General features: G+C 70.6%; 13 protein-coding genes and 1 pseudogene. 3 read left to right on the forward strand and 11 right to left on the reverse strand.

Features of this window, described 5'->3' with window-relative positions; all coding sequences use genetic code 11:
* Nucleotides 1–237: 237 nt before the first annotated feature.
* The 3 genes from M1105_RS04105 to M1105_RS04115 form a co-directional block, all read right to left on the reverse strand.
* Nucleotides 238–741, reverse strand: coding sequence for a YHS domain-containing (seleno)protein (locus M1105_RS04105; protein WP_249579078.1), 504 nt, complete (start codon nucleotides 739–741; stop codon nucleotides 238–240).
* 119 nt (nucleotides 742–860) lie between these two features.
* Nucleotides 861–1,403: a carboxymuconolactone decarboxylase family protein gene (locus M1105_RS04110; protein WP_249579079.1), complete on the reverse strand. Its 543-nt coding sequence runs from the start codon at nucleotides 1,401–1,403 to the stop codon at nucleotides 861–863.
* 30 nt (nucleotides 1,404–1,433) lie between these two features.
* Nucleotides 1,434–1,796, reverse strand: a complete 363-nt coding sequence (locus M1105_RS04115; protein ID WP_249579080.1) for a hypothetical protein — start codon at nucleotides 1,794–1,796, stop codon at nucleotides 1,434–1,436.
* Between the two features lie 655 nt (nucleotides 1,797–2,451).
* On the opposite strand from M1105_RS04115, the gene M1105_RS04120 reads away from it, so the two are divergent.
* The gene (locus M1105_RS04120) at nucleotides 2,452–2,934 is read left to right on the forward strand and encodes a GNAT family N-acetyltransferase (protein WP_249579664.1); all 483 of its coding nucleotides are present in this window, start codon (nucleotides 2,452–2,454) and stop codon (nucleotides 2,932–2,934) included.
* A 54-nt stretch (nucleotides 2,935–2,988) separates the two neighbouring features.
* On the opposite strand, the gene arsJ is transcribed toward M1105_RS04120, so the two are convergent.
* On the reverse strand, nucleotides 2,989–4,269 hold the full coding sequence (gene arsJ, locus M1105_RS04125) for an organoarsenical effux MFS transporter ArsJ (RefSeq protein ID WP_249579081.1): 1,281 nt from the start codon (nucleotides 4,267–4,269) through the stop codon (nucleotides 2,989–2,991).
* Between the two features lie 8 nt (nucleotides 4,270–4,277).
* Nucleotides 4,278–5,288: an ArsJ-associated glyceraldehyde-3-phosphate dehydrogenase gene (locus M1105_RS04130; RefSeq protein WP_249579082.1), complete on the reverse strand. Its 1,011-nt coding sequence runs from the start codon at nucleotides 5,286–5,288 to the stop codon at nucleotides 4,278–4,280.
* An 86-nt stretch (nucleotides 5,289–5,374) separates the two neighbouring features.
* Between M1105_RS04130 and M1105_RS04135 the strand changes: the two are divergent.
* A pseudogene (locus tag M1105_RS04135) lies at nucleotides 5,375–5,542 on the forward strand (arsenic resistance protein); the annotation flags it as partial.
* Between the two features lie 113 nt (nucleotides 5,543–5,655).
* On the opposite strand, the gene M1105_RS04140 reads toward M1105_RS04135, so the two are convergent.
* Entirely contained in the window at nucleotides 5,656–7,410 is a 1,755-nt protein-coding gene (locus M1105_RS04140; RefSeq protein ID WP_249579083.1) for an ABC transporter ATP-binding protein/permease, read from the reverse strand.
* A gap of 296 nt (nucleotides 7,411–7,706) precedes the next feature.
* Between M1105_RS04140 and M1105_RS04145 the strand changes: the two genes are divergently transcribed.
* Nucleotides 7,707–8,081 carry a helix-turn-helix transcriptional regulator gene (locus M1105_RS04145; protein ID WP_249579084.1) on the forward strand — a complete coding sequence of 125 codons (375 nt, stop codon included), beginning with the start codon at nucleotides 7,707–7,709 and terminating at the stop codon, nucleotides 8,079–8,081.
* Between the two features lie 54 nt (nucleotides 8,082–8,135).
* Here the strand turns inward: M1105_RS04145 and M1105_RS04150 are convergent, their stop codons facing one another.
* From M1105_RS04150 to M1105_RS04170, 5 genes are all read right to left on the reverse strand, one after another.
* Complete coding sequence (locus tag M1105_RS04150; protein WP_249579085.1) at nucleotides 8,136–8,516, reverse strand: hypothetical protein; 381 nt, start codon at nucleotides 8,514–8,516, stop codon at nucleotides 8,136–8,138.
* Nucleotides 8,517–9,037: 521 nt separating this feature from the next.
* On the reverse strand, nucleotides 9,038–9,673 hold the full coding sequence (locus M1105_RS04155; protein ID WP_249579086.1) for an ABC-type transport auxiliary lipoprotein family protein: 636 nt from the start codon (nucleotides 9,671–9,673) through the stop codon (nucleotides 9,038–9,040).
* Between the two features lie 2 nt (nucleotides 9,674–9,675).
* Complete coding sequence (locus M1105_RS04160; protein WP_249579087.1) at nucleotides 9,676–11,415, reverse strand: MlaD family protein; 1,740 nt, start codon at nucleotides 11,413–11,415, stop codon at nucleotides 9,676–9,678.
* Between the two features lie 27 nt (nucleotides 11,416–11,442).
* On the reverse strand, nucleotides 11,443–12,210 hold the full coding sequence (locus M1105_RS04165) for an ABC transporter ATP-binding protein (protein ID WP_249579088.1): 768 nt from the start codon (nucleotides 12,208–12,210) through the stop codon (nucleotides 11,443–11,445).
* Entirely contained in the window at nucleotides 12,207–13,328 is a 1,122-nt protein-coding gene (locus M1105_RS04170; protein ID WP_249579089.1) for an ABC transporter permease, read from the reverse strand. The genes M1105_RS04165 and M1105_RS04170 overlap by 4 nt, the downstream gene beginning before the upstream one ends.
* Nucleotides 13,329–13,405: the final 77 nt, after the last annotated feature.

Consider the following 13,405-nt stretch of genomic DNA (forward strand, 5'->3'; position numbering starts at 1 on the left):
CAGGGCCATGCGACCCGGCCGCGCGGGCAGGTGCGGGACGTTCTGCCGGAGGAGAGGCGTCCACCGCGGCCTGCGCCCGGACGTCGCCTCGATTCAAGCCGAGGTCCGCCCCAGGCTCCGCGGGACGCTCGCCAACTCCCAGTCAGATGGGGCCGAGGCAAGGGCGGAGGAACGCGGATGCCGGCCGCGGCCAGCGCGCCGCGCGGATCGGGTCCACATCCAGGTCCCCGGCCATGCTCAAGCTGGGCGGATCAGCTCCGGCCAGCGCAGGTCGGCGGTGGCGATGAAGCCGGGGATCTCGGCTTCCCACCGGCGCTGGATCTCGTCGTTGAAGTTGAGATAGAGCCTGCGCTCGACGATCGACCAGTTCTGCGGTTGCGTGCTGTAGAGCATCCCCTTGGCGGCGACGGCCCAGGCGCAGAACCCGCCATACCGTGGCGCGAAGGCCTCGGGGTCGGCGCCGAAGGCGTCGCGGTTCGCCGCGCTCGCAAAGCGCCAGCGCGCTCCGTTCCAGGCGATCTCGAAGGTGGCCTCGCCGGCGACCGGGCCCCGGTCGCGGAAGTATCCGACGGGGTCGATGCCGCGAATGGCCAGCCCGCCCACCGCGAATACCGGGGCCGGCGGCAGTTCCTCGAACCCCGCGGCGAAGGGCACGAAGCCCTTCGAGAGCACGAGTGCGCCGCCCGCGACGGCGGCGAGCCCGCCCCCGACGATCAGGCGTCGTCTGCTTGGCACATTCATGAAACTCTCCTCTCGATGTCGGCCGGGACGGTCGGCAAGGTCGCGCGACGTGGGTCCCCACCTGCCGCGCAGCAGATCGCTATCCCCGGCCCCGGAGCGCCGGGGCCGGGCCCGCTCGTTCAGGCCGCGCGGGCGGAACGCGAGGGGAAGTCGATGTCCGTGTCCGCGACGTGGTTGAGGTAGTTGGTGAAGATGTTCGCGACCACGTGGCCCACCGTCTCGACGATGTCGGCCTCGGACAGGCCGGCCTCGCGGGCTGCGGCGAGATCGCGGTCGCTCACCATGCCGCGCGCGGCCACGATGGCGACCGACAGCGTCAGGATCGCGTCGATGCGCGGATCATCGGACCGGCCGGCGAGATGGGCCTCGACCGCCTCGGGCGCGACCTTGAGCCCGGCCGAGATCACCGCATGGGCCGACGCGCAGTAGTCGCAGGCATTCGCGCCGGCAACGGCCAGCGCGATCGCCTCGCGCGTGCGGGCGTCGAAGTCGCCCCGCGCCAGCGCCTCACCCAGCCCGAGCAGGCCGTTCAGCACCGCGGGTTGGTTGGCGGCGACGCGGTAGAGGTTCGGCACCATGCCGATCTTGCCCCTGATCGCGGTGAAGAGGGCCCCGGCCTCGGGACCGGCGGCGGCGTCGGAGAGTTGCGTGATCCGGGCCATTCGATGTGTCCTTTCGTGGTGGGGAAGCCGTCAGGCAGAAGCCGGCTCGGTCTCGGGCGTCGACAGGGCGATCACGGTCACGACCGCGGCGCCGTTCAGCCAGTAATAGGTCGCGTCGAGCCCGGAGAAGCCAAGCGCGAGCGGCAGGACGAGGAACAGCAGCCCCACCGTCAGATCCACGGCGAGGTGCAGCTTGTAGGGCAGGACGCGAACCAGCCCGAGGTGATGGTCGGTGAAGACGGTCAGCAGGAAAGCCGCGACGCCCACGATCGGCGAGATCGCCAGCGCAAGCGGGTGTGAACCGCCAAGCCCCAGCAGGAACGGCAGGGCGACAAGCGCAAGCGCGACCGGATAGTCGAGCCAGGCATGCACGGTCTTGGTGACGAAGCGCATCGCGCAGGGTCCTCCAGACAGATTTCCGAGGCCACGGGCTATCCGCGGCGCTCACTAACTATGCGGCCTGGAATGGACGCTGAAGTTCAGATGGTCCGGCTTTCAGTGCAGATCGTCCGAACTTCCGGGGTCCAGATCGCGCGGCCGCCCCGGCTGCCGTACTGGTTTGCCGGAAGGCGGCGGGCGAGCGGACACCGCGGCGTCGCCCTCCGAGGCGCTGGACGATCACGCATCCGATGTGGACGCTGAAACATTCGGAAACCGGCGACGCCGTGCTTCATGGGCGCGGCTCGCCGCGGGATCGCCCGGCCACGCCACCGGCCCAGGCGCCGGGGCCAGCAGGAGAGAGTGTCGGATGCATCGCCCCGAGCGCGGGACCGTGAAGAAGCGACGGACGCCTCGCACCGCGGCCCCCAAGGCCGGCACCGCGAGCCACGCCCACGGGCTGGAACGTCGCGTCCTGAGGGTGCGGGACGCCCTTGGCGCGAGGGCCGCGACGAACGATGCACGGCTCGGGCTTCCCGAAGGCAATCTCGGCCCCGGCCTTGGCGGGTCCGATCGAGCCGGAAATGCCCGCGCCGCTTCGTGTCGATTGGCCGAGGGAGCCGCAGTCATGAACCGCAAGACCGGGAAGCGCCGCGACAAGGGGAGCCCCATGCAACCGGGTCAGTCATGCATCGCCTTCGCGCGCCTCACAGCGATTCCGCTCGCCGAACTTATCGCGCACATGTCGGACCCGCGAGTGGCCCTGCATATGCCGCTTCTGACGCCCCCGTGGGACCTCGATACAGCCGCACGCTTCGTTGCGGCCAAGGAGGACTGCTGGCGCCGCGACGGCCTGGGCCACTGGGCGATCCTGCGCGACGGGCGTTATGTCGGCTGGGGCGGTTTCCAGAAGGAGGGCGCGGAGTGGGATTTCGGCCTGGTCCTCAGGCCCGAGGCATTCGGAATGGGCTGGCGCATCGCCAGCGAGGCGATCGCGCTGGCCCGGGCCGATCCGCGCATCCCGTTCGTCACCTTCCTGCTGCCGCCGTCGCGGAGGAACCTCGGGGCGCTCGCGAGGCTTGGGGCGACCTTCGTCGGCGAGGTCGAGCTTGGGGGCGCGGCGTTCCTGAAGTTCCGGCTCGAAACCGACTGACGGTGCGCGCCGCAACCGCCCGTGGCAACTTTTTGCCCGGCGGGCGGACCGGGATCACCGCGCATCCGCAACGACGGTTCGCGACAGCGCCCTGGCACAGAGCCAGCTCATGGCCGACATCGCGGCGGCGGCCGCGAGGCAGGCGGGCAGGCCGCCAAGCTGGTAGCTGAGGCCCGACAGGAGGGTGCCGAGAAGCCGCCCCGCGGCGTTCGACATGTAGTAGAAGCCCACGTCCATCGTCACGCGCCCGGCCTGCGCGAAAGCGAGGATCAGGTAGGAATGGAGGGCGCTGTTCAGCGCGAACACGGCACCGAAGGCGAGGAGCCCGGCGACGACCGCCGGCGTCAGCCACGGGGCGCCCCCCGATGCCACCGCCGCGAGCGCAAGACCCGCCGGGATCAGCGTCAGGGCGCCGACCCAGAACCGGGCGGCGGCCACGCTGTCCGCAATGCTCTGCCCGCCCGCCCGCAGGATCGACGGCGCAAGCGCCTGGACCACGCCGTAGCCGATGATCCACACCGCCATGAAGCCGCCGATCTGGAAGAAGGCCGCCCGGCTGCCCTCGGCCGTGCCGTCCGACAGCACGCCGTGGAAATAGATCGGGACGCCGACCACGAACCATGTGTCGCGCGCGCCGAACAGGAACAGGCGCGCCGCGCTGAGGCGGTTGATGTTGCGGTCCTTCGAGAAGACCGCGCGGAACTTCGCGTCCTTGCGCCCGCGCGGCAGACCGGCGGGCATCAGCACGGCAACCGCCACGAGGATCGCCGCCAGCATCGCGGCCATCGCGATCACCGACACCTCGAAGCCGGCGAGGCCCAGCGCAAGGGCGCCAAGGAAAAAGCCCGCCCCCTTGACCGCGTTCTTCGAGCCGGTGAGCAGCGCGACCCAGCGGAACAGCGCGCCCTTGTCCTCGCCCGGCGCGAGGAACTTGACGGCGCTCTTGGCGCTCATCTTGGCAAGGTCCTTGGCGACGCCCGAAACCCCCTGCGCCGCCATCACGAAGGCAACCGAGGCCGCCATCGTCCAGCCGGGGTCGAGCCGCGCCAGCAGCGCCAGAGCCACGATCTGCAGCGCGAGCCCGGCATGGAGCGTGCCGGCAAGCCCGAAGCGCGCGGCGACCCACCCGGCCGACAGGTTGGTGACGATGCCCATCACCTCGTAGAGCACGAACAGGTATGCAAGCTGCACCGGCGAGAAGCCCAGCATGTGGAAATGCAGCAGGACCAGCATCCTGAGCGCGCCGTCCGTGAGCATGAAGGCCCAGTAGGCCACCGTGACCGCGACATAGGCGGCAAGGCCATCGGGCTTTCGGGTCGCGCGATCCTGCGCCATCCCGGGCCTCAGAGATCCCGCGCGACCAGCCGCGCGATGTCGGCCATGCGCCAGGCATAGCCCCATTCGTTGTCGTACCAGGCGTAGACCTTCACCTGCGTGCCATTGACGACCATGGTCGAGGGCCCGTCGATGACGGCCGAGCGCGGATCGTTCAGGAAATCGGACGAGACGAGCGGGCGGGGCTCGAAGCCGAGGATGCCGGCAAGGCTGGTGCGCGCGGCGGCCTCGAACAGGTCGTTGACCTCGGCGACGCTGGTCGGGCGCGCCATCTCGAACACGCAGTCGGTCAGCAAGGCGTTGAGCAGCGGCACGCGCACCGCGTGCCCGTTCAGCCGCCCCTTCAGTTCCGGGTAGATCAGCGTGATCGCGGTGGCCGAGCCGGTGGTGGTCGGGACCAGGTTCAAAAGCGCCGAGCGGGCCCGGCGCGGGTCCTTCGCCGGCCGGTCGACCATGGTCTGGGTGTTGGTGACGTCATGGATCGTGGTGATCGAGCCGTGCCGGATGCCGATCGCCTCGTGCAGCACCTTGACCACCGGCGCGAGGCAGTTCGTCGTGCAGCTTGCGGCCGTCACGAGATGATGGCGCGCGGGATCGTAGAGGTGGTGGTTGACGCCATGGACGAGATTCAGCGCCGGCGCCCGATGGACCGGGGCCGAGACGACGACCTTCGTCACGCCCGCGTCGTAATAGGGCTGGAGCTTGGCCGGTGTCTTGAACACCCCGGTGCAGTCGAGCACGAGATCGACCCCGAGGGCCGCCAGCGGCAGGTCCTCGATCCGCCGCGCGGCCGTGAGCGGCATCCGCTGACCGTTCACCGCGACGCCGGACCCGTCATGCGCGAAGCGGGCGGGCCAGCGGCCGTGGACGCTGTCGAACTCCAGCAGCATGGCGTGCTGCGCGGGGTCGCCGGCGGGGTCGTTCAGCAGCACGATCTCGCCGGGCGCACCCTCGTCGATCAGGGCGCGCAGCACCAGCTTGCCGATGCGGCCCAAGCCGTTGATCGCGATCCGTGCCACTGGCTGGTCCTCCGGGCGGGTCGGGGTTCTCGACCCCCCGCGCGACGCGCGGGCGGGGAGCCGTCACGACGGGCACGTCGACCAGCGCGCTGATCGGCACCTCGAACTTCTTCGAGCTGGCCGTCGCGGTCGCCATCGGACTGTTCGGCCTGAACTCGGGCGCGGCGCTGGTGACGGTGGTCGGCGCGCTGGTCGACGTGCCCGTCATGCTCTCGCTGGTGGCCTTCGCCAACCGTACGCGGCACTGGTTCCCCGCGGAGGAGACGGCGCGCCGCGCAGGCGCGAGCGGGCCTGACCTCGGGCACGGGTCGGGCGGTCGATCTTACGCCCCCCGAACGGACCAAGTCCGTCGACAGCGGCGGGGTCATCAGGGGACGGCCGTGCGGACCACGTGGATCCGGCGCGGAAAGCCCGCATGCTCCTCGCCGTTCCGCTCGAAGGCGATCACCGTCATGTCGCCGAGCAGGCGGTCGAGGGTCGCACGCAGCGCCGCGCGTTCCGTGCCGCCCAGCGCGGATGCCGCATCGTCCATGAACAGCCAGCCCGGGCGATGCAGCAGGACGCGCGCGAAGGCGAGGCGTTGCTGCTCGTCGAGCGCGAGCTCGCGGTCCCAGCGCGCCTCGCGGTCGAGCTCGGCCGCAAGATGGCCGAGCCCGACCTCCGACAGCGCCGTCCGGGCCGCCTCGTCCATGACGCTGCCGCGCGGCGCCGGGTAGATGACCGAATCGCGCAGCGTTCCCGGCGGCAGATAGGGGCGGTTCGGCAGGAACAGGAGCCCGTCCGACCCGGGCAGGACGATCTCGCCGCGCCCCCAGGGCCAGATCCCGGCGATGGCGCGGAACAGCGTGCTCTTGCCGGCCCCGGCGGCGCCGACCACGAGCAGCCGCTCGCCGCGGCCGACGCTGACATCCCCCTCGGCGACATGGGCCTCGCCATTGCGCAGCCGGACCGCCACGCCCCGCAGCTCGAACCGCGGCGCATCGCCGCGCGAGACCGTCAGGCGCGGCACCGCGTCGTCGGGCCGCGCGGCGCGGTCGATGTGGTCGAGCGCGTCGCGCAGCGCCATCACCCGCGTCAGCGTGGCACGCCAGTCGGCGATCCGCGGCGCGTTGTCGACGAACCAGCGCAGCGCCTGCTGGACCTGGTAGAAGGCGCCCACCACCATCATCAGGCCCCCGAAGGAGAGATCGCCCCCGAAATAGCCGGGCGCCGCGACCAGAACGGGCGCCACGATCCCCAGCCAGCCATAGGCCGAGGTCACCCATGTGAGCTGCGCAAGCCCCCCCGCCCGGCGGCACATCACGTCGATCACGCGGTCGAGCATGGCCCCGAGCCGCGCCCTCTCGTCGGACTCGCCGCGATAGAGCGCGATGCCCTCGGCCGATTCGGCGACCCGCACCATCCCGAACCTCAGCTCGGCCTCGCGGCCGTAGAGCGCCTCGTTCAGCCGGACCAGGGGACGCGCCCGCCACCACGCCAGCGCCGAGCCCCCGGCCGCATAGGCCAGCGCGCACCAGACCATGTAGCCCGGCACGGTGAAGGTCCGCTCGCCCCAGTGGAACGCGACGCCCGCGGACAGCGTCCACAGCACGCCCACGAAGCTCGCCAGCAGCAGCGTCGATTGCAGGAGCCCAACGCCAAGCTCGGCCGTGTGCTCGGTCAGCTTGCGGGCGTCCTCGTGCAGGCGCTGGTCGGGATTCGTGCCGATCTCGCCGGCGAGGCCGAGGCGATAGGCGTGGCTGGGCGCGAGCCAGCGGCCGATCAGGTCGTTGGTCAGCCATTCGCGCAGCCGCGCTTTCAGCATCTCCAGCAGCCACACCTGCGACACCACCAGCGCCAGCAGCACCGCGACGATCGCGAGGAACACCAGCGTCTGGACGAGGAAGTCGCCAGTCGCCTTGCGCGCGAGCGCGTCGTAGAAATCGCCCTGCCAGAGGTTCAGACGGATCTGGCCCGCCGCGTTGATCGCGATCACGGCGACGAGGCCTGCCGAGATCGCGAGGACCCGATGGCGCCCGCGCGCGCGCAGCAGCGCCCGGCCCAGCGCGCCCAGCTGCCCGATGGCGCTGACGCCCGCCTCGCCCGGTCGCTGCGCGGCAGGCTTGCCCGCTGCGGTCATCATGAGCGATCCGGTATCGTCACGGCCGCGAACCGGCCAGCGCATCGAGGCGGAAGCGCAGCCGGTCGCCGGCGCCCTGCTGCGCGGTCCCGCACGAATGCCATGGCGACTCCTTCGCACGACTTCGCGGCCATTCTGGCGCGGCGCGGGCCGGGCGGGAAGTTCCTCCGGCGCGAAAGATGCGGACCGCGACGGCGCGCGACGAAACGTCCGCGCTCCGCCCAAATCTCTTGCGCCTGCGAGAGAACTGCGCGATCTAGGTTGCAGTGCAACATGCACGTCATTTGAGGGTGGACGCCGTGATCGAGCGGAACATCGCCTCGGCCCGGCTCGACGCCGCGCGCATCGCCAAGCTAGCCGGGGTCTCGCGGACCACGCTCTATCGCATCTTCGAAGGCAGCGCCGGTGTCGCGGCCCATGTCCGGATGATCCGCCTCGAAGGCGTGCGCACGGCGCTGCGGGACCCCGGTCAGGCGAAAGTCCCAATCGCGGCCATCGCCGAGCGGCACGGTTTCCACTCGATCGCGTCGTTCAACCGGGCATTCCGGCGCGCATTCGGGATCACCCCGGGCAAGGCAAGGGCGGCGACCCACGCATCCACACCAGTGGCGGCCGGTGCGATGCCCCCGGTCAGCGTCGTCACGGACGGCCCGGAGGCCATCGCCCGGACCTGACGCGGCCGTCGGGCCCCGGGACCGCCCGGTGGGCGGCTGGCCGCGCCGCGCAGATCAGCCTGCATTCATCGACAGGATCAACGGCCGGAACGCGTTTGCAAGGCCGGTGAGAGTGTCGGCGGACTCATCGAGCACCCGCTCGAGTCCGGCCATGTCGCCCTCCAGCAACACCGACGCGATCCGGGTAACGGCGCGCGCCGCGAACTCGTTCAGCTCGGCCGCGATCGTGACTATCTCCGGGTTCGTACTGCGGGCCGCCACTTCTTGGCGGAGCAGCTTCGACCAGAACGCCGACTGAGCGTCGAGCGCCGCGTTCGTGGCCGCGAGCACCTCGACGAGATCGGAATGGATGATCGCGTCGGCGTCCTGCGCCCGGACGGGCCCGCAGACGAGGGCGCCAGCCACCAGGAGCGCCGCGACGAACTTGAATTTCATCGATCTGCCTCAAGACGTGATCGCACCGAAGGCCGGACGCCCCGGACCGGCCAGGCGGCGCGCGGTCGGCGCGCCGCGGGCTCTCCGCCGAGCCCGCTCGACGCGCTGCCATGACGGCCGGATAAGTCATGTTGAAACGCTACAAGCACGCACAACCTATCATCACTTCAACTTGGCAGCGACGCCGCGCAGGATCGATTCCTCGGGGATATATTTGCGCAAGATTCCATTCCGGCGAACTCGGGACCGGCATCGAGGCGCATGACTTTCCGCGTTACTTGCGCGGCGAAGCTCGAAGGACTTTCAAGCGCTAGGACGCCCTCGCGCGAGCACGGCCGGCATCGCCCCGCACGAGGCCGCCGCACCGGTGCTCATGGCGGGTTTGCAGAGCGTCCCGGCGATGCCTGACCGGCTGGCGACTTGCACCGATCCGCCGAAGCGTGTCGCAGGACACCCCCGCCGGACCCTGCCAGAACGCCGCGCCGGGCGCAGGCCTTCCGGTGCCGCCGCCGTCCGCGTCCTCAGTTCCCGTCGCCCGCCTCGGCGATCCGGCGCACGGCCCAGTCGACGGCGGCCCGCATCGTCTTGCCCAGCGCCTCGTCGAAAGCCGCCACGACGTCGAGGATCTCGCCCGAGGCCGCGGGCGTCGTGTTCCCGAAGGATTCCGAGGCGATGATGAGGCCGCGCGGCTCCTCGACGACCTTGATGTTGAGCTGCACCTGCACGACGATGCCCTCGCCTTCGCCGGGCGAGAGCCGGGCCTGGAACTCGCGCAGGTCGGTCAGCAGGGTGTAGTCGGCGGTGATGCCGATCGCCTCGCGACCGACCGAGCGCACCGCCCCCGTGTTCTCGAAGCTCTCGACCAGCAGCGTCTGCACCATCAGGGGCGCGCGGTCGACCCAACTCGAATTCGGGAAATACTGCACGGCGAAGGGGTTCGGCTTTACCGCGATGCGGTCGGTGTTGAGCCCCGCGGCGGCAGTCGGCTCGTCGACCACCAGCTGCGACTCGATCCGCGGCAGCGACGCGTCGTAGCTGCTCTTCGGCGTCAGCTCGTAGAGGTCCTTGGGCGTGGTCACCGCGGTCAGGGTCGCAAGACCCGCGCAGCCCGAAAGCAGCAGCATCGCGCCAAGGGCGCCGAGACGGGTGAGGGCCATCTTCATCTCCGGAATTCGGGGGCCTGGGTTCCGAGGAAGAACCGCGCCGGGTCACGCTCGATCCGCGCCGTCAGGCGCTCGAGGTTCTGGATCAGCTTGCGCGCCTCCTGCACGAAGCGGACGAACTCGACGAGGCCGACCTGCGTGAAGCTCTCGATCTCGTCGCGGTTGTCCAGCACGATGGCATCGACATTGCCGACCAGCGAGCGGGCATTCGCCAGCACCGCGCGGACATCCGCGGTGATCAGCGGCAGATCCGCCGAGGCCGTGCTGACCGAGGTCTCGAGCGTCGCCACTGCCTTTCGGATGTCGGCAATGATCGCCCCCGCATCCTCCTCCAGCAGCACGTTGGCGCTGTCGAAGGTCCGCGTCGCCGAGGCGAGCGCCGCGTCGGCCCCGGCCAGCGTGCCGTCGATCGCCTGCAGGGTCGAGTTGGCGCGCTCGAAGGTATCGGCCGCGGCGCTCAGCGTGCGCTCGGCCCCCGAGGTGATGGCATCGAGCCGGCCCGCCGCGGTCTCGATGGTCGGGCCCAGCGTGGTGACGAGGCGGTTGACCTCGGCGGTCGCGCTGCGGATGTCGGCCACCACGCCGGGCACGTCCTCGTCGATCACGCGGTTCACGCGCGCGATCGCGGCGCTTGCGGCGGCGACTGCGGCGCGCGCCTCGCTGACCAGCGCAGCGCCCTCTCCCGTGACCAGCGCATCGACGTTGCGGCTCAGGGTGTCGACCGACTTCAGCGTCGTGTCGGCCTGCCCGATCGTGCCGTCGAGCCGCGCGATCGTGGCCTCCGCCTCGACCAGCCGGGCCGTCGCGGTGTCGGCCAGCGTCCCGATCCTGCCGGCAAGCTCGTCCGCCCGGGCGCCGAGATCCGTCGCGACCCCGCCGATCGTGAGGGCCGCTTGGTCAACCGAGGCGATCAGCCCCGGCAGGTCGTCCGCGATCAGGGCATTGGCGCTGTCGAAGGTCGTCTGCGCGCTCCTCAGCGCGGCCGAGACGTCCTCGAGCACCGCCTCGGCCCTGCGGATCCCCTCGGTCGCCGTGCGCAGCGTCTCGTCGGCCGTGTTCAGCGTCCGGTCCGCCGTCACCGCGAGCCCGTCGAGCGTCCCGGTGAACGCGCTCACCTCGCGCGCGGCGGCCGAAAGATCCGTCGAGAGCGCCGAGAAATCGCCCAGCACGGTATCGAGCTCGCCCGATGCGCTCTCGAGATTGCCGAGGATCCTTGTGACCGCCTCGCGGTTGTCCTGACTCACCACCTCGCGCACGTCCTCGAGCAGCGCGATGGCCTTCTCCAGCAGTTCGGGTGCGCCCTCGAACAGGCTCTGCACCGCCGAGCGCGCCGAAGGGATCACCGGGTTCGAGCCGTCCGCCGGCGCCGGCAGGGGCGGGGCCCCCGGGCGTCCACCGGAGAGCGCGACATACGAGACCCCGGTCACGCCCTGGAACTCGAGCGTCGCCACGGTCTCGGTGGTGACCGGCGTGTCGGCCCCGACCTCGAGGCGAACCCGCACCTTGCCGGGATTCGCGGGGTCCAGCGCCAGAGAGACGACCTGTCCGACCGGCAGGCCGTTGTAGCGCACGTCGCCCGCCTCGCCGAGGCCGGCCACGCTGTCGAACAGGACGTCGTAATAGGCGTATTGCCGGTCGATCTCGACCTTGGCGAGCCATAGGAAGAAGCCCAGCGCGCCAAGAACGCCAAGGATCGTGAAGAGCCCGATCAGGACATGGTTCGCGCGTGTTTCCATCAGGACCGGGACCTCGTCGCGCCGCTGTCAGGCCATTGCCGCGCGGGCGCGCGGACCATGAAAATACTCGTGCACCCAGGGGTGGTCGACCTTCAGCATGTCAGCCATGCTGCCGGTGACCAACACCTTGCGCTCGGCCAGCACGGCGATGCGGTCGCAGATGGCATGCAGGCTGTCGAGATCGTGGGTGACCATGAAGACGGTGAGGCCGAGCGACTTCTGCAACTGGCCGATCAGGTCGTCGAAGGCCGCGGCGCCGATCGGGTCGAGGCCGGCGGTCGGCTCGTCGAGAAAGACGATCTCGGGGTCGAGCGCAAGCGCGCGCGCCAGCCCCGCCCGCTTGCGCATCCCACCCGAGAGCTCGGACGGGAACTTGCCGCAGGCCAGCGGCGGCAGGCCGACCATCGAGATCTTGAGCTCGCCCAGCGCCTTCATCATGGAATGCGGCAGGGCGAGCTGTTCGCGCATCGGCGCCTCGACGTTCTGCAGCACGGTGAGCGACGAGAACAGCGCGCCATCCTGGAACAGCACGCCCCAGCGCTTCTCGATCTCGCGCCGCTCGGCCTCGCTGGCGCGCAGCACGTCGCGGCCGAACACCCGGATCTCGCCCGCCTGCGGCCGGTTGAGGCCGACGATCGTCCGAAGCAGCACCGACTTCCCCGTGCCCGAGCCGCCGACGACGCCCAGCACCTCGCCCCGGTAGACGTCGAGATCGAGCCCGTCATGCACGACCTGGCTGCCGAACCGGTTGACGAGGCCCCGCACCTCGATCACGGCCTCGCGCGACCCGCTCATACGCCGATCTCCGCGAAGAACACCGAGAACACCGCGTCGATCACGATCACCGAGAAGATCGACAGCACCACCGAGGCGGTCGTTAGCCGGCCGACCGACTCGGCGCTGCCCTCGACCTTCAGGCCCTCGTAGCAGCCGATCACGCCGATGACGAAGGCGAAGAACGGCGCCTTGATGAATCCGACGCCCAGGTGCCAGACGTCGGTCGTCTCGTAGAGGCGGGTGACGAACATGCCGGGGCTCACGCCCAGCTCGATCCAGCTCATCAGCCCGCCGCCGACCAGCCCCATTACATTGGCGATGAAGCCGAGCACGGGCAGCATCAGAATCAGCGCGAACACCCGCGGCAGCACCAGCACCTCGATCGGGTCGAGGCCCAGCGTGCGCATGGCGTCGACCTCCTCGCGGATCTTCATCGACCCGATCGCCGCGGTGAAGGCCGAGCCGGACCGCCCCGCGACGATGATGGCGGTGAGCAGGATGCCCAGCTCGCGCAGCACCGAGATGGCAATGAGGTTCACGACGAAGACCTCGGCGCCGAACTGCCGCAACTGCACCGAGCCCTGGAACGCCAGCACCACGCCGATCAGGAACGCCATCAGCGAGACGATCGGCACGGCGTTGAAGCCCACCTCCTGCATGTGATGGACGAGCGCGGTCAGCCGCAGCCGGCCCGGCTGCACCAGCGTGCGCCCGGCCCGCGCGACCACGAGCCCGATGAAGCCGAGGATCTCGATGCTGGTGCGCCCCAGATCGACAATCGTCTCGCCGACGCCGGCGATCCATGGCACAAGGCCGCGCGGCGGCTCCTCGATGCCCTCGGCTCTTGGGAGGCTCCGGGCGACGGCGTCGAGCAGTTCTGCCTCGTGGGGGTCGGCGCCCACGATCTCGACCCGCGCGCCCTCGGCCTCCAGCGTGCGGCGCAGTTCGAGAATGCGCCAGGCGCCGCCGGTGTCGAGCGCCGCGACCCCGCCGAGGTCGATCACCACCGGGACGCCGGACGGCGCGCGGCGCAGCCCCGGCTCGATCAGGTGCAGCGTACCCATGACGACACGGCCCGCAAGCTCGAGCACGGCGCCCTCGCCGTCGCGCCGGATCGTGACGCTTGCGCCGTTCATCTCGCCCTGCTGCTCCCGTGCGATTGCAGCGGGACAGGAATCGTCCCACCCGCAATCGTGGCCTTTTCGTCGCCGCC

It is taken from the genome of Thermohalobaculum sediminis (assembly GCF_023487995.1).
Lineage (GTDB): Bacteria > Pseudomonadota > Alphaproteobacteria > Rhodobacterales > Rhodobacteraceae > Thermohalobaculum > Thermohalobaculum sediminis.

What these genes read in the sequence shown, in the direction of transcription:
- M1105_RS04105 (WP_249579078.1), bottom strand. Translation starts at nt 741, where the DNA reads ATGAATGTGCCAAGCAGACGACGCCTGATCGTCGGGGGCGGGCTCGCC.
- M1105_RS04120 (WP_249579664.1), top strand. Translation starts at nt 2,452, where the DNA reads ATGCAACCGGGTCAGTCATGCATCGCCTTCGCGCGCCTCACAGCGATT.
- M1105_RS04170 (WP_249579089.1), bottom strand. Translation starts at nt 13,328, where the DNA reads ATGAACGGCGCAAGCGTCACGATCCGGCGCGACGGCGAGGGCGCCGTG.
- M1105_RS04110 (WP_249579079.1), bottom strand. Translation starts at nt 1,403, where the DNA reads ATGGCCCGGATCACGCAACTCTCCGACGCCGCCGCCGGTCCCGAGGCC.
- M1105_RS04140 (WP_249579083.1), bottom strand. Translation starts at nt 7,410, where the DNA reads ATGATGACCGCAGCGGGCAAGCCTGCCGCGCAGCGACCGGGCGAGGCG.
- M1105_RS04165 (WP_249579088.1), bottom strand. Translation starts at nt 12,210, where the DNA reads ATGAGCGGGTCGCGCGAGGCCGTGATCGAGGTGCGGGGCCTCGTCAAC.
- M1105_RS04150 (WP_249579085.1), bottom strand. Translation starts at nt 8,516, where the DNA reads ATGAAATTCAAGTTCGTCGCGGCGCTCCTGGTGGCTGGCGCCCTCGTC.
- arsJ (WP_249579081.1), bottom strand. Translation starts at nt 4,269, where the DNA reads ATGGCGCAGGATCGCGCGACCCGAAAGCCCGATGGCCTTGCCGCCTAT.
- M1105_RS04115 (WP_249579080.1), bottom strand. Translation starts at nt 1,796, where the DNA reads ATGCGCTTCGTCACCAAGACCGTGCATGCCTGGCTCGACTATCCGGTC.
- M1105_RS04155 (WP_249579086.1), bottom strand. Translation starts at nt 9,673, where the DNA reads ATGGCCCTCACCCGTCTCGGCGCCCTTGGCGCGATGCTGCTGCTTTCG.
- M1105_RS04160 (WP_249579087.1), bottom strand. Translation starts at nt 11,415, where the DNA reads ATGGAAACACGCGCGAACCATGTCCTGATCGGGCTCTTCACGATCCTT.